We start from the raw sequence: 19,763 nt of genomic DNA, 5'->3' as shown, positions 1-19,763 counted from the left end.
TCTCTATCTATCAGTAAACAAGCATTATGGGTTTTGTAGACCTATCGATCGCAGAGATAGCAGCCGACTACAGTATTCCTGTAGAAAAAGTGTTTTCTCTGTGCAACCAACTGGGAATTGCCTACAGACACCAAAAGACCCGTTTGGCGTTAGAAGATGCAAAGGCAATTATTTCCCAAATATCGTCTGAAATACGCCCAAAAGGTACTAGCAACTTGGTGGGTGATAACGAGATCACCTGAAGGGTTATCTCGGACTTTGGCTAATCACTGATAGCTAATGATAAAAAACAATGAGTCATTAGCAATTAGTAGCTTGGAGATTGAGAATCGCTTTCTTAGCTGTGTTGAGCGTCAAAATTTTTAAGGGGAAACATGTTTAGAAAACTAATTGGCGTTGTTGTGGCCACTGTTTTACTCTCGTTTCAGTTGTTTGTCGGTAGCGCGACAGCGGTGGAACTAGATAAAGCTACCCGAACAGTGCCATTCAATACTGAAGGTGAAACCACTGTACTTAGCCTTAAACAAGTCAAAGAAGGCAAACGCTTATTTAATTACGCTTGCGCCCAATGTCATGCTGGGGGAGTTACCAAGACAAACCAGAACGTGGGACTCACTCCAGACGATCTGGCATTGGCAACACCCAACCGTAACAACGTTGAAGGCTTGGTGGATTACCTGAAAAATCCCACTACTTACGACGGGGAAGAAGAGATTTCCGAAATACACCCCAGTATCAAAAGTGCAGATATTTTCACAACAATGCGAAATCTGACGGATGATGACTTGGGGGCGATCGCCGGTCATATTCTCTTACAACCCAAAATCGTTGGCACTAAGTGGGGAGGCGGAAAAATCTATTACTAAATCCCGTAATTAGTACTGAGTCATTGGGTATTGGGTACTGGGGATTAGGGATTGAAAAGAATTCAGTCCCTAGTCCCTAGTCCCTAGTCCCTAGTTTTCACCAAAGTTTAGCTGCTTTCCTTCTCACCGCAGCACAAAATGTTCCTGGTTGGTGCATAAAAAACTTCTGAAAAGTAAAAATATTCCTAAAGAAAAAATAAAAATCTCTTGTTTGACTGTTTACCTTTCTTCACAGGCTTTTTCGGCGATCGCAATCTAGTATTTATTAGTGATTGCACAGCTTTTGGCAATAAATTGCTGCCTATTCTTAAAAAAAAAATTGTATCTATGACAGATTGTCATATTTGGTGTTGATTTTATTTAAAATGAGGAAAGGAAAAAAATTATTTGTTAGGAGAGAGCCATGAAATTGATTTCAGCAAGCTGGCGACGTCTTGGTTTAGCTGTGTTGACAATCCTTTTAGTTGTTAGCAGCTTTGCTGTTTTTACTCCCAGCGCTTCCGCTGAAACCTACCAGGTGAAATTGGGTAGTGATAAAGGATTGCTAGCATTTGAACCGAAAAAGTTGACCATTAAACCAGGTGACACAATTGAATGGGTGAACAACAAAGTTCCCCCCCATAATGTTGTGTTTGATGCTGCCAAAAACCCCGCTAAGAGCGCCGATACAGCAAAATCTCTGTCTCATAAGAAGTTGCTGATGAGTCCTGGTCAAAAGGAAACAACCACCTTTCCAACAGACGCAGCTGCTGGTGACTACACCTTCTACTGTGAACCTCACCGTGGTGCTGGTATGGTTGGTACAATCACTGTCCAAGGCTAGAAATACCAACCTTTGACACAAAATAATTTCTCAGTGAAATTAGCTCATAGCAACACGCCACACTTCTAGAGTGACGCACAAAATGCATAAATGGCGGTAATAAGTTCTATCCTCCCTTAAGACGCTAAACAACCAGTGGCGATGGAGGTGTGAACTCGTTACCGCCACTTTTGATCAAATTTGACTTAATCAGGGATTAATCACGTTTATACTCTTGCTGGAGGCTTGTTGCGAGGAAATACTGTTGAGAATACTTTTATTAATCCTAGTGTTAGCGATCGCCCAATTCAAATTAACATTCATTAGTCCAGCACTAGCTGCCGAAACATCTAACGGTGCTAAAATTTTCGAGGCTAACTGCGCTTCTTGTCATATAGGTGGCGGTAACATCCTTATTAGCCAGAAAACCTTGAAAAAGGAAGCATTGTCAAAGTACCTAGAAAATTATGATCGTGACTCAATCGAGGCGATTATCCACCAAGTGCAAAATGGAAAAAATGCTATGCCTGCTTTTAAAAGCAAGTTAAGTCCTGAGGAGATTTTGGAGGTAGCTGCTTACGTTTTTCAGAATGCAGAACAAGGCTGGTAAAGTAGGAATACCGTTTAGTTCTTGTGGGGTGGGTGTCTTTGCCTACTTTTAATTATTGGCAGGCGAGACGCCCACCCCACAACATTAGAGAATTTATTTGTAGGAAATCCCTGAGTGCATTTCCTTCTTATATCAAGTTCGGGTGATTACTTATAATAAAATCTATTAATGTAGGCTGGGTTGAGTTTAATTATACCTACATAATTAAGTGTGACGAACTCGCGATCACCAGTTCGTCAACTTCTAAAAACGATATTTTAAAGATAAATGATAAATTCAGAATCTTTATCATTCATAGCTTTTAGCTTTTTCTTAATCCAAGATCACCCGCTGGTAATTATTTTTCTGGATTAGACTTTTCTCTGTTTTCCTTCACTTCGCGCAACCGTTCTACTAATTTTTGATCTGATTTAGCAGAGGGTGTAGGCTGACTATTATTGACTCTCGGCAGCAATAACATTTCAGAAGTAGTAGCTGGTGATGAAGGCGTGGGCTGGTTTATGATTTGCTGTTCAGATGATGGTTTAGAAGTAACTGCTGGTGAGGGCGTAGGTTGATTGCTATTAACTCCCGGTGCAGATAATGGTTTAAGAGTACCTATCGGCAAGGAGGCAGGCCGATTATTTCTGATTCGCAGTTCTGGAAATGGTTTAGAAGTAGCTGCTGATGAGGGGGTAAACTGATTATTGATTATCGGTGCAGATAATTGAGTAGTCCCTGTGGTGTTGCTAGTGTTGTTTTGGAAACGTAGGTTAAATGGATAGGAACTAATCTGTTTATCTCCCTTGGGGGATTGCTTGTTGAAGTATTCCCTTGCTTTAACAAGCAATTCAGGGGAAACTAACTTGTTTTGAAACTTGATATCTAAGACCTTACCATCAGGAGCTACCACTAATACACCCAAAACAGCACCTTCAAGATTCGGCTTATCTGTGGGTAATGTTTGGCGGATGACTGGTTTTTGTTCAGCATTAGGGTATTGTTGCTGGACTTCTTTTCTCAGGTTTGCGTAAGAGTCTAACTGGGCGATCGCCAGTTCAGATCCTTTTCCAGAAAAATCGGGTGTCTTGAGCATGGTTCCCCTACTTCGGGTTAAACCATCCCCAGCCCTTGGAGCTTGTTTTAGAGAATTCATCAACGGGTTTTGAGCAATTCTAGACGCATCATTACCCGGTTGCATCATCTGTAAAGTCCTATTTCCCTGTGCTGTTGGAACGGGGGTAGCCTCAGATAGGTTTGGAGATTGGGCATTTTGCAGAATATCATCAGGTATTTTCTGCGACTGCAACTCTGGCAACCTATTAATAGGCAGTGGCTTAACTATCTGGTATTTGGTGTCACTATTATTCAAACTTACAGCCAGTGGCTTAACTACCTGGTATTTGGTGTCACTATTATTCAAACGAGGAACTGATGGCGAGAATTTGGGGCTGGTATTGAATTTAGAACTGTCAAATTTAGAAGCGTCAAATCGCAAATTTTCACTAGGAATCATCCGCAAAGACTGCCTTGTAGGCAAGGAGGAGACTCGATAGTTATTCGATGATGGAGGTAGCGGAGGCAGTATTAGCTGACTGGATGGGGCTGGTGCCAATGGGGGCAATCCAGTTTGGGCGCTAAAGTTAGGGGCAGAAAGTGGCGCTACTGGAGGAAATTGTTGTAAACCAACTTGGGATGGGCTTTGCGGCAAACGGTTTTGGTCGGCTTGGCTCAATTCCAAAAGTCCGACTGTTTTGGATGATGCTGTTTCTTTGGGCTTGTTAGAGTCCATAGGCATCAATGGCACAATCATCGCAATAGCACCGTGGATGCCAAGAGAAGCTATAGCTGCTATCCCAATTGGCTGGCTTAAGATTTCTGGTATATTTTTAAACAGGGAGACGTAAGACATAGCTGTTATCGTTCACTCGGCTCAGTTGCAGTTGACTAGCGATTTTATCTTTTCGACTTGCAGGATATTGTAAGAGATGCGTCCCTCTAAGGAAATAGTAACTTCCGATGCTGGCAATCAAAACGCCAAAATTGCCATTTATTCAGGTTTTTAATTTATCAGTGACGCTAGATCATATTTTCAAATTTGACCTTGCTAAAGAGATATTTGAAAAATTACTACTTTTAATTTTTTACTGTTATGACGCACACAATTAAAATTAATATCTAGGGTATTTATAAAGTTTAAGTGGTACAAGCCTGAGTACATCACAACATGTGCTGAAGTTGCCTGGTTTTGTCTACTGTTCTCCAGTCTAACTACGCTTTTGTAACAGATGGCACACTTGCTTGTGCGAATCTAAGTCCTATGTGAAAATACTACCACATCAGCAGCCCCTAAAACTGTTGCACATTGTACAATTTTATTGACATTCTAGTATCTACTAAAGCTATTTGAGTTTTTATAAAAGGAGTCAGTCATCAAATCGCAATTCTAGCTTCTGAATCTGACTACTTCTTCGTAAAAAAGTTTCAAACCATCAATCAGTGCATCCAAAATTTAAAATGCCGTTACCGACAGTTATTGTGCCTGGATATCTAGAAAATGCGATCGCTTACCGCCAACTAGAACAATCCCTACAAGAGTTAGATTTTCCCACAGTTACAGTACCACTACGACGCCGTGACTGGCTACCCACTATTGGAGGAAGATCAGTAACACCGATAGTGCAACAACTTGATTTTACAATCAAGCATACATTGCAGCAACATAATGCTACTCAAATTAACTTGATTGGTCACTCAGCCGGAGGTTGGATATCCCGCATCTACATGGGAGAAAAGCCCTACTTGGCACGCGGTGATGTCAAACCATTTCTCTGGGAAGCGCATCCCTTGGTTGCTACTCTCATCACCTTGGGGACACCCCATATTAGCCAAGAACGCTGGACACGCTCCAATCTAGATTTTGTGACCAATAACTACCCAGGAGCTTTTTACAAAAACGTTCGTTACGTTTGTGTGGCTGGCAAAACTATCTTTGGGGAAAGGCGGCGCGGTAGCTGGTTAGCTTACAGTAGTTACCAATTAACCTGTGGCAAGGGTAACACTTGGGGAGATGGAATCACACCGATTGAAGCTGCTCACTTAGAAGGCGCAGAAAATATTGTTATTCAAGGTGTGAAGCATTCTCCGAGAAGTCCTGGGATTTGGTATGGTTCAGCAGAACCCTTAAAAGCTTGGGTGCAATATTTAATTTAACTGATGATATCTTGCACTAGTACACTGTGGCGTCAGTTTGCCTACCTTTAACCAGTTGCTCAATCAATTGTCTGGTTAATTGAAATGGTAGCTGGATTTACGTGCCCGCTCTACTAGTCCAACAATCGCCTAGTAGTGAATTACTAGGCTAATAGCTAAAGTCGTCTAAAGACCACTAGTAAACGGTTTTAGTCCATTTAAGTGGACTTGGATTATTAGCCTCAGACTTAAGTCTGAGGCGGGCTAGTTGGCTCTTCGAGAGTGGTGCAATATATCAGATTTAAAAAACTTTATCTTCTTTTGAGAATTGCAACATTTATTAATATTTATTAGCTAAAATTGTAATAAGAATAAATACTTAGTTAAGAACAGGAGGGGTGAGCCATGCAAAGCACCCAGTTCGACAATATTTTGCGACGAATAGCGACTATATTATCGGTCGTTATTGTTACTTTGTGCTTAATTTATGTATCTACGGGAGTTTTGCTGTCTTTTTACTATGAACCGACAGCAGGCGGAGCTTATAACTCATTGAAGATGATTAATACACAACTGCCATACGGCTGGTTGTTTTGGAGAGCGCATGATATTGCTGGTAACGCAGTAATTGCGATCGCTCTGATTCAAATTGTGGTGATGTTTTTAGGTCGGCAATTTCGCAAGAGTTGGCTGACTGCTTGGATTAGTGGGATTTTGTTAACTTTAAGTGCGATCGGGCTGGACTGGACAGCGATGATCCTAGATTGGACTCAGAAAGGATACTGGCGTTTTAACATTGAGTTGGGAACCATCGAAGCTATTCCTTTCATTGGTGGACAACTGCGCGACATTTTGACTGGGGGTGGAGCGATTAACACAGTTACTGTCGAACACCTTTACACAATACACAGTTATCTAATTTCGATGGCGACGCTAGTTCTTGCCATAGTTCATTTATCTGCTTTACTGTGGCAAGAATGGCAAATGTATCAAGAAGCGCCAAAACCAGGAATTGGTAATTTGCAACAACCACCAGAAGGCGAGTTTATTCCTTCCCAAAGCTAATAAAGAGTGCTGTTAGCGGATAGCTATGGTTGAGCCAGTGCTGAGTTAAGAGTTATATTCTTCCTCAGCTTGCTCATCCTCCAGGAACCTCACTAGCGGAAACTTCAGATAATTGGGCAAGGGATAAGTCTTCAACCTCTGGTAACTTTTCTAGAGAGAGGGGAGTGGATTGGGTAGCACCAGATAAGCGTTTTAAAAGGCTAGGTCTGGGATCATGCAATAGGTAAATAACCTGATCGCCAACTTCCCACTCTTGGTTAGCTGGTATTACCTGTAAGCGTTCTTCTCGTTCTACCAATAGCGGTATCAACACCCCAGTCTGAATCTTTTCTTGGATGCGATCGCATTGAGTGGAAAATTCCAACTCATTTAGCGTAGTTGTCCCCAGCTTGACTCGCCCATCATTCAAATATTCATTCCAAGTCTTAATCGCTAAGTCTGGGATAAAAGCTTGATTAACTTTATTACTAACCGAGGTACTTGCTTGCGGATCACGGGGGAAAACAGCTAAGACACGCGGCGGCTTAAATTCCTCAGCCGCCCGTTGAGCCAAAACAAAATTCACCTCGCCATTATTTGTCATAGCCAAAAAAGTACCCATAGAGGCAAGTCCTGCCTCTTCCAAAACAGCAGCATCCAGCCCGCTGCTGGCAATCACCCGCAGATTTTGTGCCTCAGCTTGAACAAGATATTGGGGGTCAGTATCAATCATGACCACGTTTTCTCCCCGTTCTTGAAAAAATCGGGCAATCAAAAGACTCAAGGGATTACAACCCACAATCACTGCCCCAGTTACGTCTTTAGAGGTAATTTGCAGCCATTTAGCAACCCAGCCAGCTGTTAGACCTTGACAGACAACAGTCATGATAATTGTCAGGAAGACTAGAGCTTTGATAGAATCACCGCCGTTAATGCCACGCTGTGTCAGCGAAATTGCAAAAAAAGAAGCTACCGAGGCGGCAACAATTCCTCTAGGAGCAACCCAGCTTAAAAATAGTTTCTGTCGCCAGTTTAGGTCACTGTTCCAGGTACACAAGAGGATATTAATTGGGCGAACGACAAACATTAATACCAAAACAGTGAATAAACTACCCCAACCCAAAGCAAACACACTGGCAATGGATAAATCAGCCGCTAATAAGATAAATAGCACTGAGACGCTGAGAATTGTCAGCTGACCCTTGAAGCTCCGTAACAGACGTTCTTCTGGGACTGAGGAGTTAGCAAATACTGCTCCTGCAACCACTGTTGTCATTACTCCCGATTCGCTGCGGATGATTTGCGATAAGGTAAACAGGCTCCAAAGTATTGCCAACACCACTAAGTTTTTTAGCTCAAATGACAGAAAACTGGCGCGTTTGAAAATCAAGCTCATCAGATAACCGCCTGCACCACCAATTGCCGCACCAACGCCCAGGCGCATGAGTAAACCGATGATCGCATTGATGGGCCCAGCATCGCCGTTCAAAATGGTATCGAGGACAACGAAGGCAAGGATAGCTCCTACAGGGTCAATTAAAATCCCTTCCCCTTCCAAAAGTGTTGCTACTTGGCGATCTACATTGATTTGTTTGAGCAAGGGGCCAACGACAGTTGGGCCTGTCACCACGACTATGGAAGCATAAAGAAAAGCTATATTCCAGGGAAATTCACCCAGCCAGTGAGCAGCTATACTCCCACCAAGCAATGTGATCAGCGTTCCTAGAGTAACGAGCAATTGTAGGCTGACTGAAACTCTGCCTAACTCTTGCAGATCCAAGTTAAGTCCGCCTTCAAACAAAATTATTGCCGTTGCTAGGGCGACAATAACTTCCAGTCCGGTGCCTAGCAAATGGGGATGCAACAGTCCTAGTCCATCAGAGCCAAAGAGGATACCCAACAGCAATAACAAGACAATGCTGGGTATCCGAAAGTATGCAGCCAGCACTTGGGCACTAATGCCTGCAAGGACAGCGATCGCCATCTGTAGCGTGATTTCAAAAGATGCTTCCATGTTGTAGATTTTGAGCGATTTATTTCAAAATCTTTTGTAAAAAATCGGAGATATTAACTCTACAGGCTACAACATCATACCCTTTGCCCCTCGCTGAATTTAGCGTTTTTTCTCTCTGGGCATCCCCTTAAATTCCAAGTGCCAAACGCTGACACACCTTGCAGCTTCCCGCACAAGCGTCTACGAAATTCTTTTTGTGTCTCCATGTTTTTGTATTCTCTTCAAGCTTTTGCCTCCACCTAGTTTAGCTGCCACAAACTTTTTTTGGCAAAAGCTGTTGACAACGGCAAGGAAATTCGTTACCTTATAAAAGGTCTGAGTTCGATGCCCCCATCGTCTAGAGGCCTAGGACACCTCCCTTTCACGGAGGTAACGGGGATTCGAATTCCCCTGGGGGTACTTAAAAGAGTAGAAGTGTATTTCTCTGAAAATTTACAAATTAAAACTATCATCCAGGATTTTCCTGAATGATAGTTTAACTATTGAACATAAGGTTCTTTGCTGGCTAACTCTTCTACACGTTGGTAAATAGCTAAAAGATTTAGCCGCAGGTCTTTGCTCAGGCGGTTTTCAATGATTCCCACTGGCATAGTGAGTTTAGGCCAAACTTGAATTGTGTAGCAAAGATTTGTTCCTACATACTCACCCAGGGAATAAGGCTCTAAACACCAGCTACCAGAAAAGCCTTTAAAATCTCCCTCTACCATGCGGAAATTAATTTCTTTGGGGAAGCATTCTTCCAAATCCAGAACTACCCGCGCCCAAAAGTTGAAATTCAGTAAGCGCTGGGAGCCTACTTGCTCAAGTCGAATTCCACCATTGGGATGCTCGATTAGACGACTCTTGGCGAGGTTAGGGAGAAAGTCAGGTAAGGCTTCATAATCTGTCAGAACCTTCCATATCAGTTCCACTGGTTGGGGAATTTGGACTTTAGCGCTGATTTGTCGCTGTCGCTCTGCTATTTTCTCAATTTGAATTTCTACCTTAGCTGCCAAAGCGACTGCATCAGCAGTCAAATCCCCTTCGAGGATGATGTCATTACTAAGAGACTGGAAATCAAGGTTCTGGGTTATGTTCTGTTTTTTAGTCACTTTCAGAATTATGGTTTGCTTTCGTCACAAAATTGGGGCAGAGTCAGGGTGAAGCAAATTTCGCTCTGTTCAGAATCCGAGATTTGGAGACTCTCAACTGCGATCGTTCCATTCAAATGTTGCACTAAAGACTTGACTAGAGCAAGTCCCAAGCCAGCCCCTGGAGTCCAGCGTCCTTTTCCGCGACGGAATTTGTCAAAGATGTAGGTCGCTTCTTCTTCAGAGATGGCACGTCCTGTATTCGTCACTTTTATGATAACTTGATCAATTTGTTGATCAACTCGGTGAACAGCTTCCAAATGGACGGTGGTATCATGCTCTGTGTATTTACAGGCATTAGTTAACAGTTCTTGGAGGATGCGATCAAAACTCTCCAGTTCCGTTTGCAGTTTTAACGACTTCTGTGGTAAATCTACAGAAATCTTTAATCCTTTCTCTAGGAATTTTTTCTGAAAAGATGCTGCTATATCCTGGATTCTAGTATTTAAATCTATAGTTTCTAATTGTGGAGCTTCGTGAGGCGACTCTAGTTTCTGGAGTGTCAACAAGTCATTAATCAAGTTGATTTCCTTTGTGCATTCCTGCTCAAGGATATCCATGTATCGAACCTGACGCTCTGGCGCGATTCCTGGCAAACGTAAGTTACGAATTGACATCAGCATGTTTGTCAAAGGATAGCGCAAGCGATCGCTCATGTTGCTCAAAAATTCATCTTTGAGTTCGTTGAGTTTCCGCAGTTGCTCAACGTACTGCCGGGTTCTATCATGCAATTTTGCCTGGAGTTCGAGACTACTCTGGAGTTTCGCCGTCCGCTCATCTACCAAAGTTTGCACTTGGCGCAATGTCTGTGACTGAATTATGGCGTTACTTACTTGAGCACAAACCATTTCTACAAGATTTAATTCTGCTGCTTGCCAACTGCGAGTGACAGATTGCTGTAGCACCAAGAATCCTAAGATTTTACCTTGATTCTCTAATGGCACTAATAATACCGCAGGCAATTCCTTTATTGCAAATAATGGAGCCGCACAGGAGGTATCGTTTTGTTCTGTATAGTCATCAAAAATTACTGGTTTTACAGAATCTATGAAGGCACGCTGGCATAAACCACACTCTGATATCAAGAAAGACTGATTCAAGATATCTGGTTTAGTAGTGCTGTAATTTCGTGTTTCCCTAGCCCATTCACCAACCACGGTAGCTTTCGCTTTGGGGATTTGTTTTTTAGCTTGAGTCCTAAATAGTGGATCTGTATATTTTAGTAGTATAAGCAAACCCCGATCTGCCTGTAGAGATTCGGCAGTAGAGGCGATAACTAACTGGAGCATTTGATTGAGTTCCAAGTTGCTCCGACTCAGTAAAGTCAATTGCTTGATCAAGCTTTGATACTGATTGCTCTTTTGCAAATACTGTTGTTGATGAGTAATTAGTTTAGCTTGTGCCACTTGAGAAAAAGCGATCGCGCAAGACGACTCCACCTCTTTGAGCAGTTGTTTTTCTGATTCACTCCAATCATAGGGTTGGAATTTAATCAGACTAATCACCCCATTATTATTGCCACCAAACCGGGTGGGAATTGCCAAAACAGCTTTTATCGGTAGTGGCAAATACTGACAGCCAATTACCAGACTATTCTGAATGATGGAAATATCTTGAATAGTCAATGGTTCAGCAGCACATTGCAGCACTGGCGAGTGCATAAGCAACTGTTCCATCGAAAACATCTCTTCTGGGTGTGGTAACCCTAGATACTCATCAGCACACCAATTAGTAGTAGTCGCTTCGTCGGATTTCTCACCCGTTACTGAAACCAAGCAGCAGCAATCTACTTGAAAAGTAACTCCTAGCAATTGGGCAATATCTTGCACCATCAATGCCATCGTTGAACTGTTGGCAATGATTTGGTTAATCTTTTGCACCAACTGGCGGGTAGGTTCTTCCTGATGCTGCATCAGCTTAACTTGGTAAGGTTGTAGTCGATCTATGTCATCTACGTAATGTGGCGGCGACGATAAAGGCTTTTTCATTCTTGGCACGCCCTCGGATGATAACCCCATTCTTCTTGCACCCAACCTTTTGGCATATTCTTCAGCGTTATGTGTTGATACACCTGACAATTGACAAATCTTGTATGAATACTTTCTCTCACCTGTTATAGCCCTTTTCTATCTCAGATGGCCAAGTTTACGCTTGAGCAAGTAAATTGCTACATTCCTAGATAAGTAATAAAATACTTAAAATATCCTATAAATACTTCAGTTACCTTGTTTTTGACTGCTCTATGTTGAAATAATTTACTAACTTTATCCTGTCTTTAAGTATACATAAACCGTAATTACTCTGGAATTACAGCAAAATTGCCCTTAAATATTACGTAAAATTATTTCGCTTACTTAATAAATTTTTATTACATTTTTTTTGAAACTAGTAGGTTTAACAACCTACTCTTTTATCTCCGTAACTCTCAGTAAAATATTAATAAGGCTAAATTATAAATGCAGCCCAATTATTTTTACAATAACTGGGCTGCATTCGCCTGAATATAAGACTATCCAGCCAAGCTCTCGACACTCAGAGGAACCATATCGCCATTCCTGGTCAGTCCTAACAACATTGGTTGTTGGGGTTGAATTAGTTGACCTGTGAGTACACAGCGTTCTTCTTGCTGAGCTGTGGCAGCTATGCTAGCTCGAATGTCAGTTCGCGAAAATCGAGGCTTCCACTCACCTGATTTTTGCTGGACATAATTCCAAAGAATATCTCGGATCAAAGCTTGATATCCCTGATTGCCAGCTATTTCTTTGAGCTTATCTTTGAGTTCCCGCTCTAGGCGGATACTGGTAACTTCCATATCGGTAGTTGGGGTGCGAGCGATCGTATGCATCACTATTTCTCCTTAAAGGTATAGACAGGACAGTAATACAAGTGTAGTATGTTTAAAGGAATGTTCAATAGGTGAAATTTTCTGTGAAATCCATTTACCCCATCTCCACTTCTTTGTACGCTACCAATTTCCGAGCCGGTTGGGAATCAGCTGCTATGGAAGTGGAGTATTTATTTATGGGCGATGGTAGCCGGAATTATGGGCAAATCACAGAAGGTAATTATGATTTTAGACATCTCAGCATTAGTGGGCTGATTGCAAAACCACAAATAGATGAAGAAAGCGGGGGGTACAGGCAAAAGAATACTGTACCAATATGAGACCAGAAAATTTTCCGGTCAATTCTAACCCCCGCTTCACTTAAAACTTGAAGCGGGGGTTTTTTATAAGGAGTTAAGCTGTGACGATATCTTCAATGCGCGGCGCGAACGCAATGCAAGTGTTAGAGCAATCTGTGGTGGTGTTTTCTCAAAATTACTTGCCACTGTGTCGGATCAATATCAAGCGGGCGATTGTGCTGTTAGTAACCAACAAAGCTCAACCGCTGGGTTTTACCACAGAAGGCGGATGGCGAGTTCACTCACCCAGTTTCGTAATTGATGTGCCAAAACACATTCGCTTGACAATCACTTCTAATGAGCGGATGTGGAGAGTTCCGCCAGTCAATCGGCGGGAAGTGTTGCGGCGAGACTATCACAGTTGCCAATACTGCGGTGGCGGCAAACATCTAACGCTAGATCATGTGATGCCGCGATCAAGAGGCGGTTCTCACACTTGGGATAACGTAGTCACAGCTTGTGAAAGATGTAACTCCCGTAAAGGCGATCGCACCTTATTTGAGGCTGGTATGCAACTGCGTACCAAACCGAAAGCACCAATCCACCCCGCGATTTCTTTTGCCGAACAGTTTTGGATAGATATGCAAGCAAGCCTGGAATAGCAGGAGAGCATAAGGAATGCTGAAATTAACTTACACTGAAAGCAGTTTTGATTTGGAATGTTTCACTCTGTCGCTAGAAGAATGGGTAGCGCAGCGAGTGATTTTGGCCCTGCGAGTTGGGCAAAGTTTGTGCATTGAACCCAGTAGCGCTTCCTTTTTGCTTCCTGTTGATTTGCCAGAAGTAGAAGTGCTTAAATCTGAGGTAAAAAGAGATGACAGAGAAATCATAGCTCTGTGTGCCTGCGATACCCAATATATGGAAGTCACTCTGCAAGGTTCTTGGCTATCAGATAGTTCTAAGGATGTTGTAGGTGTGTTTGTCACCACTATGAGCGATCGCGCTGAGTTCTTTTTGCACAAACTTTGGCAGGAAGCTCAAGAGAGCAGTGCTTCTGTCATGAGCGAATAAACGAAATCATCGGGTGAGGAGAATTTCTCACCCTTTATTGCCCCATTTTTAGAAGTTCGGGAATTGTCACAAATCGGTAGCCTTGCTGTTTGAGTCCGCTGATGATTTGTGGCAAAGCTTCTACAGTTCTGTGGCGATCGCCACCACCGTCATGCATCAAAACAATAGAACCTGGTTTCGCGCCTTTCAAGACATTATTTACAAATGCTTGCGGTTTCGCGTGAGGGTCAGTATCAGCTGAAGTTAGCGACCACATAATTACAGCATCTTTCTGGCTTTTAGCGTAAGCGGCTAGTCCGTTATTTAAAAAGCCTCCAGGAGGACGAAACAGAGCAGTTTTCACTCCTGTAGTTTTGTATATCAAGTCAGATGTGCGATCAATTTCACTTTTGGCTGTGGCTTCATCCATTCGCCGATACCAATGATGCCAAGTATGGTTACCAATGGCGTATCCTTCAGCTACTTCGCGCTTGGCTAGGTCGGGATTTGCTTGTAAGGCTTGTCCTACCCAAAAGAATGTTGCTTTAACATCATTTTGCTTCAGAATATCCAGCATTTGTAAGGTTGTCTTTGGCCAGGGTCCATCATCAATGCTTAGAGCAATAACCTTCTCGTTGTTCCTGGGATGCACCTGATAAACTGTTTTTCCCTGAAATTTAGCTGGGACTGTAAAGGTAGGGTTTTCTACTTTGGCTGATGACGGTAGTTGGGCATTAATTTGGCCCTTTACTGGATGATTTTGAACTTGTGCAGTATGGCTTTTGCTTAAAGGCTTGTTCAACCCCAATTGTGGGGAAGTGCCAGGAGCCATACTACAAGCTGTAATCGTAGAGGCGATCGCGACAAAACTAATTATCTTTTGTCGCTTGAGGTGGTTGTCTGTCACGTCAGGCTTTTAAAAACTCACCCAATCATAAGCTGTAGTTTGACTTTTAAGAGGGGTTAGCAAGTTCAAATCTAAGTACAGCAGCTTTTCTAGACAATTTCAAAAAAATTTTCTGAAACCCCTTGACACCTCTTGTAGTATTTTGTAGTATAAATGTAGTGAAGTGAAAGACAAAGCTTCTCAAGGGTCAAAATCATGTTCTACATACAACTAAAACAGAGGCGTTGGAATAAACCAGAGTCCCCAGTCAACAAAGCTGCTCTTACTTGCAAACCATCGGAAGTAGAGGCAATAAACGAAAAAAGTTCTAAGTTTGCACTCATCAAAACCACTGAAGACATCCGGAATATACAACAGGCTTGCTACCTAGAGTTTCGGTTGTTTTCCTAACAGTTTCTAACAGTAAAAAGTAAATTTTCTGAACCTTGAAAACTAAATAAGAAATGGGCAAGTTCACCAAAAATCTGTGCCTCAAAACCTAAAAGTTTAGGCACAGATTCCAAAAAATCGGGGTGTAGCTCAACTGGCTAGAGCGTTCCGTTGTCTGCGGAAATGTTGCGGGTTCAAATCCCGTCACCCTGGTTGCAGTCCTGTAGGCGAATAGTTTAAGCCGTCAGTTTACGGCAGTCGCTACAACTCTGGGAACCAGAGCAACGCGCTGCCTTCTCAAACTGAAAATTGCGAGTGCGAATCTCGTCGGGACTTCCAAATGGCTGAGTAGCCAAGTGGCCGAAGGCGTCGGTCTGCAAAACCGATATCGTGAGTTCAAATCTCACCTCAGCCTCTGGTGCGATCGCAGCGTAGCTTAACCAGAAAAGCCCCAGGTTCATACCCTGGTATATGCGGGTGCAAATCCCGCCACTGCCACCAAATGCAGGGATGGTGTAACGGCAACACCTCGTGACTCCAAATCCGATGTTCTAGGTTCAAATCCTAGTCCCTGCGTCAGACAATTTTGGATTTTAAATTTTTTAATCCAAAATCTAAAATTTAAAATCTAAAATTCAGTCACTTATGCCCTCGTGGACGAATGGTTAAGTCAGTGTTCTTTCAAAGCACAGATGCGAGTTCAATTCTCGTCGAGGGAATGATTATGGGTCGGTGGCCGAGTCTGGCTGAAGGCGACAGTCTGTAAAACTGTTCTTTTTTGCACGCAGGTTCAAATCCTGCTCGACCCACTATGGAGAGGTGGCTGAGTGGCTAAAAGCGTCCTCCTGCTAAGAGGAAACGGGTAGTCAATACCCGTCGCAGGTTCAAATCCTGTCCTCTCCGTTTTGAGAGTGTGGTGTAACTGGATAACATCTCAGTCTGCGAAACTGAAGATTTGAGGGTTCGATTCCCTCCGCTCTCGTTACATTTCTCCTATCCCCCGGTACCTCAGTTGGTAGTTAGCGCCTGTCTGTTCGCGTAGCGTGTCTGAAAGACAAGAACAGGAGGTCGTCGGTTCGATTCCGACCTGGGGGGCTTCGTTGCCTCATAGCTCAATGGTAGAGCAAGCGGCTGTTAACCGCGCGGTTGTAGGTACCCTGCGGGAAGCCGCTTCGCGTCTACGAGTCCTACTGAGGCAGCCATTCATTGCCGGGTGGACGAATTGGTAAGTCGCATCGCTCTGAACGATGAGGTTGCAGGTTCAAACCCTGCCCTGGCAATAAAGTCCTGTGGTGTAATTGGCAACATAGCGCCCTTTGAAGGCGAAGATTCCAGGTTCGAGTCCTGGTCGGGCTGCCAAACTCTGCTCTTGTAGCCCAACTGGAAGAGGCTGCCGTCTCAAAAACGGTATGTTGTGGGTTCAATTCCCACCAAGAGTACCAAAACTTGCTCCTGTAGCCCAATTGGAAGAGGTGGCAGACTTAAAATCTGTTTGGTTGTGGGTTCGACTCCCACCAGGAGTACCAACGGGATGTAATTCAGTGGCGAGAAGCCATGCTTTGGGAGCATGGAGTCGCAGGTTCGAGTCCTGCCATCCCGATATGCCGCTGTCACGGAACGTGGCATAAGTGCTGGAATCAGAGTCCAGATTTTGCAGGTTCAAATCCTGTCAGGGGTACTAAGCTCTTGTGGCGGAATGGAAGATGCACGCTTACCGAGGATCTAGTTTTTTGCAGGTTCAAATCCTGTCGGGAGTACCAAAATATCTGGGTGTAGCGCAGTTGGAAGCGCGGGAGTTTCGGTAACTCCAGGTCGCAGCTACCCTACGGGAAGCCGCTAGGGCGTCTACAATCCCTGCCACTCAGACTTTGCCCTTGTAGCCCAACGGAAGAGGCGCTTCGCTTAGAACGAAGAGGTTGCTGGTTCAAATCCAGTCAGGGGTATTGATGATTTTGCGGGGATGAAGCAAGAGTGGCTTGGAGGTCTCATAAGCCTCACATCAACAGATGCAATTCCTGCCCCCGTTACCAAAAACAGTGCTGGTGTAGCTCAATTGGCAGAGCAACTGACTTGTAATCAGTAGGTTGCAGGTTCAATTCCTGTTACCAGCTTGACTAATGCGGATGTGATGTAACGGCAGCATGAGACGCTTCCAACGTCTTCGTGCGAGTTCAAATCTCGCCGTCCGCTCTGAAACTTGCGGGTGTGATGTAGTCGGTAGCATCTAAGTACGCCATACTCAGTGCGTGGGTACTCTTCTCCTGACGGAGACGCTGCGCGAACGAGAACGCTGCGCGAACAAGTCCCTCTACTCGCTTGCGTAGTCCTGTAGCTCAACGGTAGAGCAGTTACCCTACAAGCAAAGGGTTGCAGGTTCGATTCCTGCCAGGATTACCAAATATTGGGAGTGTAGCTCAATGGAATAGAGCTTCGAGCTTCTACCTCGAAAGTTGTGGGTTCAAGTCCTACCACTCCCGCCTGAAGCAAGTCAAAAGTTAAAAGTCAAAATTTAATTATTTCTCTTTCTTTCTACTTTTTACTTGTTTGATGGGGTCATAGCTCAAATGGCTAGAGCGCCTGCCTTGCAAGCAGGAGGTTATGGGTTCAATTCCCATTGATTCCACTGATGGTGTCTGAAGCCAAAGTGGTCGAGGCGCTGGTTTGTGGAACCAGTCATAGCGGGTTCAAGTCCCGTCAGGCACCCCTCAATGGAAGATGCTGCTGAATGGATGGCAACTGGTCTTGAAAACCAGAGTATGGGCAACTGTAGGGGTACCCTACGGGAAGCAAGCTACGATTCCTCCATCTTCCTCTTTTCCACCTGAAGCCGAGAAGCGAGGCGCTGTGCTGATAACACAGAAATAGGAGGGGCAGTACCTCCCAGGTGGATTTATATCTAACATTGGTGTTACAACGCTTGCGATGTAATACGATCGCAGCGGCTCATTTCTTTATTCACAGGACTTATGCACAGGTAACGGAAAATCTAACCGCAGAGGACGCAGAGAAGCCAGGGCGTTGCGGGGGTTCCCCCCGTTGTAGCAACTGGCGCGACACGGAGAAATAAGAGTTTCAGAGAGTTCTTGCGTAAGTCCTAATTTAAATTAACCAGGGTGGTTGGCATAACGGCTGTGCAGCGGGCTTTTAACCCGCATAAATAGGTTCGACCCCTATACCACCCATTATGAATAGGAACTAGCGATCGCTAGTTGAGCATGTTCCAGGAGTATACTTTTATCCAAAGCATAGATGGGATATTGCGGTGTTAGTGCCAGTAGTTTATCGATTCTTTCTCTGGCTGCTTCCACTACTGATTCGTCTAAGCTACCCTTGCTGAGGGAATCAAGGAAATCTTCAGCAATCTGATAGGTTCTTTCAATAGATGATGAATTGATATTGCGTGAGACAATAAACAAGTCGCAGCCTGCATGAAATGACCGCGCCACAGTACCAGCTTTAGTAAACATATCTGAGATAGCTTTCATATCCAAGTCGTCAGATACAACCACTCCCTTAAAGCCAAGTTCCTCTCTAAGTATGGTTTTGAGGATAGCCTCAGAAAGGGTTGCTGGTACATCAGCATCTATCTTGGGAAATAAGATATGGGCAGTCATTATCAAAGGAATCTGTAATTCGATTAGTGCTTTGAAGGGTATAAGTTCTCGAAGTCGCAGGTCTTTTAGAGTCAGACTAAGTATTGGTAGCTCGATATGAGAGTCGTTGCTGGTGTCTCCATGTCCAGGGAAGTGCTTGGCGCATCCCAAAATTCCTGACTCTCGAAGTCCAAGATAGTAGTCACAGGCACCTTGAGTAGCACTATCAGGAGTGTTACCAAAAGCGCGAGGCCCAATCACGGGGTTGTTGGGATGGGAAAAAACATCTGCTACAGGTGCCCACGATAAATTTATTCCCAGTGATTTGAGTTCTACAGATGTGGCTTTTGCTACTTCACGGGCGTGCGATCGCAGCAACAAGGCATGAGGAAATCGGGTAATCGGCAGTGGTGTACGAATTACACGACCTCCTTCATGATCTAGAGTCACAAACATGGAATCACGTTCAGTATATTCTCGTATCTGGCTGTTCAAATCCTTGAAGCTCTCCAGCCAAAGCTCATAAGGGGTGCCATCCAGAAAGTTTTTAGCAAAAAAGATCACCCCAATCGGTCTTAATTCATTGAGTGCACGTTTATCATCATCGCTTAATGTAGTGCTGGAAATACCTAGAATCAAGTGATGTCCAAAGCGCTTTAGCTGCTGCGATATTGGCATAATCCTTTACCTATAGTTGTGTAGCAAACAACTTGGGATGTTCAACCTAGAAGACATAAACCCTGATTTTACACCCTTATAGAGAGTGGGGACTTTTAAGAGGCAGGGGGCAAAGGTGCTAAAGAAGAAGAATTTTCTGTTTGTCCCGCTTCTTGAATAATGCTTTATGCTCAATACCCTTCAACCTCTGACTAACTCTTTAAAAAATACTAACTTTGTAAAAAGAAACAGTAAATATACTCTCAGCAAGTATTGTTATTGATTTTTAACAATTAAAATATATATTACATGGTATTACTTACGTAAGTATAAATTAGTTTTTTGCAAAAGCATTTTTGTGATCCTCCTTCAGATATCTCCGAAAAAGAATATCAAAGCCTTGTGCAGTCAGGGTCAATATCTCATT

At 43.6% G+C, this 19,763-nt stretch carries 16 protein-coding genes and 25 tRNA genes; 34 read left to right on the top strand and 7 right to left on the bottom strand.

Translation table 11 applies throughout. The annotated features are described in order from the left end of the window. Positions 1 to 26: 26 nt before the first annotated feature. The 4 genes from V7K46_RS00910 (at position 27) to petJ (ending at position 2,278) form a co-directional block, all read left to right on the top strand. Positions 27 to 242 (top strand): hypothetical protein, encoded by a 216-nt coding sequence (locus tag V7K46_RS00910; RefSeq protein ID WP_273765979.1) that lies wholly within the window; start codon positions 27 to 29, stop codon positions 240 to 242. 132 nt (positions 243 to 374) lie between these two features. Continuing rightward, positions 375 to 866: a photosystem II cytochrome c-550 gene (psbV, locus tag V7K46_RS00905; protein ID WP_335110140.1), complete on the top strand. Its 492-nt coding sequence runs from the start codon at positions 375 to 377 to the stop codon at positions 864 to 866. A 403-nt stretch (positions 867 to 1,269) separates the two neighbouring features. Beyond that, on the top strand, positions 1,270 to 1,689 hold the full coding sequence (gene petE, locus V7K46_RS00900; RefSeq protein WP_335110138.1) for a plastocyanin: 420 nt from the start codon (positions 1,270 to 1,272) through the stop codon (positions 1,687 to 1,689). A 244-nt stretch (positions 1,690 to 1,933) separates the two neighbouring features. Further along, positions 1,934 to 2,278 (top strand): cytochrome c6 PetJ, encoded by a 345-nt coding sequence (petJ, locus tag V7K46_RS00895; protein ID WP_335110136.1) that lies wholly within the window; start codon positions 1,934 to 1,936, stop codon positions 2,276 to 2,278. 337 nt (positions 2,279 to 2,615) lie between these two features. Here petJ and V7K46_RS00890 read toward each other — a convergent pair whose 3' ends face one another. Then, positions 2,616 to 4,169, bottom strand: a complete 1,554-nt coding sequence (locus V7K46_RS00890; protein WP_335110134.1) for a hypothetical protein — start codon at positions 4,167 to 4,169, stop codon at positions 2,616 to 2,618. 605 nt (positions 4,170 to 4,774) lie between these two features. Between V7K46_RS00890 and V7K46_RS00885 the strand changes: the two genes are divergently transcribed. Both V7K46_RS00885 and V7K46_RS00880 read left to right on the top strand, forming a co-directional pair. Then, a complete protein-coding gene (locus tag V7K46_RS00885; protein ID WP_335110132.1) occupies positions 4,775 to 5,470 on the top strand; it encodes an esterase/lipase family protein in 696 nt (231 codons plus the stop codon). 384 nt (positions 5,471 to 5,854) lie between these two features. After that, a complete protein-coding gene (locus tag V7K46_RS00880) occupies positions 5,855 to 6,514 on the top strand; it encodes a cytochrome b N-terminal domain-containing protein (RefSeq protein ID WP_335110130.1) in 660 nt (219 codons plus the stop codon). A 73-nt stretch (positions 6,515 to 6,587) separates the two neighbouring features. Here the strand turns inward: V7K46_RS00880 and V7K46_RS00875 are convergent, their stop codons facing one another. Continuing rightward, positions 6,588 to 8,507, bottom strand: coding sequence for a cation:proton antiporter (locus V7K46_RS00875; protein WP_335110128.1), 1,920 nt, complete (start codon positions 8,505 to 8,507; stop codon positions 6,588 to 6,590). Between the two features lie 326 nt (positions 8,508 to 8,833). Here V7K46_RS00875 and V7K46_RS00870 point away from each other — a divergent pair. Continuing rightward, positions 8,834 to 8,906 (top strand) — tRNA-Glu (locus V7K46_RS00870). Positions 8,907 to 8,986: 80 nt separating this feature from the next. Here V7K46_RS00870 and V7K46_RS00865 read toward each other — a convergent pair. The 3 genes from V7K46_RS00865 to V7K46_RS00855 all read right to left on the bottom strand — a co-directional run bounded on the left by V7K46_RS00865 (position 8,987) and on the right by V7K46_RS00855 (position 12,482). Further along, positions 8,987 to 9,598, bottom strand: coding sequence for an SRPBCC family protein (locus tag V7K46_RS00865; RefSeq protein WP_335110125.1), 612 nt, complete (start codon positions 9,596 to 9,598; stop codon positions 8,987 to 8,989). A gap of 8 nt (positions 9,599 to 9,606) precedes the next feature. Beyond that, positions 9,607 to 11,625 (bottom strand): sensor histidine kinase, encoded by a 2,019-nt coding sequence (locus V7K46_RS00860; protein ID WP_335110123.1) that lies wholly within the window; start codon positions 11,623 to 11,625, stop codon positions 9,607 to 9,609. 521 nt (positions 11,626 to 12,146) lie between these two features. Beyond that, positions 12,147 to 12,482 (bottom strand): hypothetical protein, encoded by a 336-nt coding sequence (locus V7K46_RS00855; protein WP_273765967.1) that lies wholly within the window; start codon positions 12,480 to 12,482, stop codon positions 12,147 to 12,149. Positions 12,483 to 12,553: 71 nt separating this feature from the next. On the opposite strand from V7K46_RS00855, the gene V7K46_RS00850 reads away from it, so the two are divergent. The 3 genes from V7K46_RS00850 to V7K46_RS00840 all read left to right on the top strand — a co-directional run bounded on the left by V7K46_RS00850 (position 12,554) and on the right by V7K46_RS00840 (position 13,831). Continuing rightward, complete coding sequence (locus V7K46_RS00850; protein ID WP_335110121.1) at positions 12,554 to 12,802, top strand: hypothetical protein; 249 nt, start codon at positions 12,554 to 12,556, stop codon at positions 12,800 to 12,802. A 113-nt stretch (positions 12,803 to 12,915) separates the two neighbouring features. Next, a complete protein-coding gene (locus tag V7K46_RS00845) occupies positions 12,916 to 13,422 on the top strand; it encodes an HNH endonuclease (protein ID WP_335110295.1) in 507 nt (168 codons plus the stop codon). 16 nt (positions 13,423 to 13,438) lie between these two features. Further along, entirely contained in the window at positions 13,439 to 13,831 is a 393-nt protein-coding gene (locus V7K46_RS00840) for an alr0857 family protein (protein ID WP_335110119.1), read from the top strand. A 34-nt stretch (positions 13,832 to 13,865) separates the two neighbouring features. On the opposite strand, the gene V7K46_RS00835 is transcribed toward V7K46_RS00840, so the two are convergent. Then, positions 13,866 to 14,717, bottom strand: coding sequence for a polysaccharide deacetylase family protein (locus tag V7K46_RS00835; protein WP_335110117.1), 852 nt, complete (start codon positions 14,715 to 14,717; stop codon positions 13,866 to 13,868). A 508-nt stretch (positions 14,718 to 15,225) separates the two neighbouring features. Between V7K46_RS00835 and V7K46_RS00830 the strand changes: the two genes are divergently transcribed. The 24 genes from V7K46_RS00830 (at position 15,226) to V7K46_RS00715 (ending at position 18,268) form a co-directional block, all read left to right on the top strand. Continuing rightward, positions 15,226 to 15,299, top strand: a tRNA-Asp gene (locus V7K46_RS00830). Between the two features lie 129 nt (positions 15,300 to 15,428). Next, positions 15,429 to 15,501 (top strand) — tRNA-Cys (locus V7K46_RS00825). A gap of 10 nt (positions 15,502 to 15,511) precedes the next feature. Next, positions 15,512 to 15,587, top strand: a tRNA-Met gene (locus V7K46_RS00820). A 3-nt stretch (positions 15,588 to 15,590) separates the two neighbouring features. Beyond that, positions 15,591 to 15,662: transfer RNA gene (locus tag V7K46_RS00815), tRNA-Trp, on the top strand. A gap of 72 nt (positions 15,663 to 15,734) precedes the next feature. Next, positions 15,735 to 15,805: transfer RNA gene (locus tag V7K46_RS00810), tRNA-Glu, on the top strand. Positions 15,806 to 15,812: 7 nt separating this feature from the next. Beyond that, a tRNA-Tyr gene (locus tag V7K46_RS00805) sits at positions 15,813 to 15,895 on the top strand. Between the two features lie 4 nt (positions 15,896 to 15,899). Continuing rightward, positions 15,900 to 15,989: transfer RNA gene (locus V7K46_RS00800), tRNA-Ser, on the top strand. 4 nt (positions 15,990 to 15,993) lie between these two features. Continuing rightward, positions 15,994 to 16,068 (top strand) — tRNA-Arg (locus V7K46_RS00795). Positions 16,069 to 16,083: 15 nt separating this feature from the next. Continuing rightward, positions 16,084 to 16,181, top strand: a tRNA-OTHER gene (locus tag V7K46_RS00790). A gap of 6 nt (positions 16,182 to 16,187) precedes the next feature. Then, a tRNA-Asn gene (locus V7K46_RS00785) sits at positions 16,188 to 16,288 on the top strand. A 5-nt stretch (positions 16,289 to 16,293) separates the two neighbouring features. Then, a tRNA-Gln gene (locus V7K46_RS00780) sits at positions 16,294 to 16,366 on the top strand. A gap of 3 nt (positions 16,367 to 16,369) precedes the next feature. Continuing rightward, a tRNA-Gln gene (locus V7K46_RS00775) sits at positions 16,370 to 16,445 on the top strand. A gap of 6 nt (positions 16,446 to 16,451) precedes the next feature. After that, positions 16,452 to 16,528: transfer RNA gene (locus V7K46_RS00770), tRNA-Leu, on the top strand. Between the two features lie 6 nt (positions 16,529 to 16,534). After that, a tRNA-Leu gene (locus V7K46_RS00765) sits at positions 16,535 to 16,612 on the top strand. Between the two features lies 1 nt (position 16,613). After that, positions 16,614 to 16,686: transfer RNA gene (locus tag V7K46_RS00760), tRNA-Pro, on the top strand. A gap of 3 nt (positions 16,687 to 16,689) precedes the next feature. Next, positions 16,690 to 16,764: transfer RNA gene (locus V7K46_RS00755), tRNA-Leu, on the top strand. 192 nt (positions 16,765 to 16,956) lie between these two features. Then, positions 16,957 to 17,029: transfer RNA gene (locus V7K46_RS00750), tRNA-Leu, on the top strand. 95 nt (positions 17,030 to 17,124) lie between these two features. Beyond that, positions 17,125 to 17,197 (top strand) — tRNA-Thr (locus V7K46_RS00745). 8 nt (positions 17,198 to 17,205) lie between these two features. Beyond that, a tRNA-Gly gene (locus V7K46_RS00740) sits at positions 17,206 to 17,276 on the top strand. A gap of 132 nt (positions 17,277 to 17,408) precedes the next feature. Then, a tRNA-Val gene (locus tag V7K46_RS00735) sits at positions 17,409 to 17,483 on the top strand. Between the two features lie 6 nt (positions 17,484 to 17,489). Continuing rightward, positions 17,490 to 17,563 (top strand) — tRNA-Arg (locus V7K46_RS00730). A gap of 72 nt (positions 17,564 to 17,635) precedes the next feature. Further along, a tRNA-Ala gene (locus V7K46_RS00725) sits at positions 17,636 to 17,709 on the top strand. A 6-nt stretch (positions 17,710 to 17,715) separates the two neighbouring features. Next, a tRNA-His gene (locus tag V7K46_RS00720) sits at positions 17,716 to 17,789 on the top strand. Between the two features lie 408 nt (positions 17,790 to 18,197). Beyond that, positions 18,198 to 18,268 (top strand) — tRNA-Lys (locus V7K46_RS00715). Here V7K46_RS00715 and V7K46_RS00710 read toward each other — a convergent pair. Beyond that, the gene (locus tag V7K46_RS00710; protein ID WP_335110115.1) at positions 18,269 to 19,357 is read right to left on the bottom strand and encodes a glycoside hydrolase family 3 protein; all 1,089 of its coding nucleotides are present in this window, start codon (positions 19,355 to 19,357) and stop codon (positions 18,269 to 18,271) included. Positions 19,358 to 19,763: the final 406 nt, after the last annotated feature.

Source organism: Nostoc sp. (genome assembly GCF_036917395.1).
GTDB lineage: Bacteria > Cyanobacteriota > Cyanobacteriia > Cyanobacteriales > Nostocaceae > Nostoc.
Note: the sequence above shows the minus strand (reverse complement) of the source record. Positions and strands in the feature narration are given on the sequence as shown.

Bases quoted from the DNA above. Each gene is read 5' to 3' on its own strand.
- V7K46_RS00910 (WP_273765979.1), top strand. From the start codon at position 27: ATGGGTTTTGTAGACCTATCGATCGCAGAGATAGCAGCCGACTACAGT.
- psbV (WP_335110140.1), top strand. From the start codon at position 375: ATGTTTAGAAAACTAATTGGCGTTGTTGTGGCCACTGTTTTACTCTCG.
- petE (WP_335110138.1), top strand. From the start codon at position 1,270: ATGAAATTGATTTCAGCAAGCTGGCGACGTCTTGGTTTAGCTGTGTTG.
- V7K46_RS00890 (WP_335110134.1), bottom strand. From the start codon at position 4,169: ATGTCTTACGTCTCCCTGTTTAAAAATATACCAGAAATCTTAAGCCAG.
- V7K46_RS00885 (WP_335110132.1), top strand. From the start codon at position 4,775: ATGCCGTTACCGACAGTTATTGTGCCTGGATATCTAGAAAATGCGATC.
- V7K46_RS00880 (WP_335110130.1), top strand. From the start codon at position 5,855: ATGCAAAGCACCCAGTTCGACAATATTTTGCGACGAATAGCGACTATA.
- V7K46_RS00875 (WP_335110128.1), bottom strand. From the start codon at position 8,507: ATGGAAGCATCTTTTGAAATCACGCTACAGATGGCGATCGCTGTCCTT.
- V7K46_RS00860 (WP_335110123.1), bottom strand. From the start codon at position 11,625: ATGAAAAAGCCTTTATCGTCGCCGCCACATTACGTAGATGACATAGAT.
- V7K46_RS00855 (WP_273765967.1), bottom strand. From the start codon at position 12,482: ATGCATACGATCGCTCGCACCCCAACTACCGATATGGAAGTTACCAGT.
- V7K46_RS00845 (WP_335110295.1), top strand. From the start codon at position 12,916: ATGCAAGTGTTAGAGCAATCTGTGGTGGTGTTTTCTCAAAATTACTTG.
- V7K46_RS00840 (WP_335110119.1), top strand. From the start codon at position 13,439: ATGCTGAAATTAACTTACACTGAAAGCAGTTTTGATTTGGAATGTTTC.
- V7K46_RS00710 (WP_335110115.1), bottom strand. From the start codon at position 19,357: ATGCCAATATCGCAGCAGCTAAAGCGCTTTGGACATCACTTGATTCTA.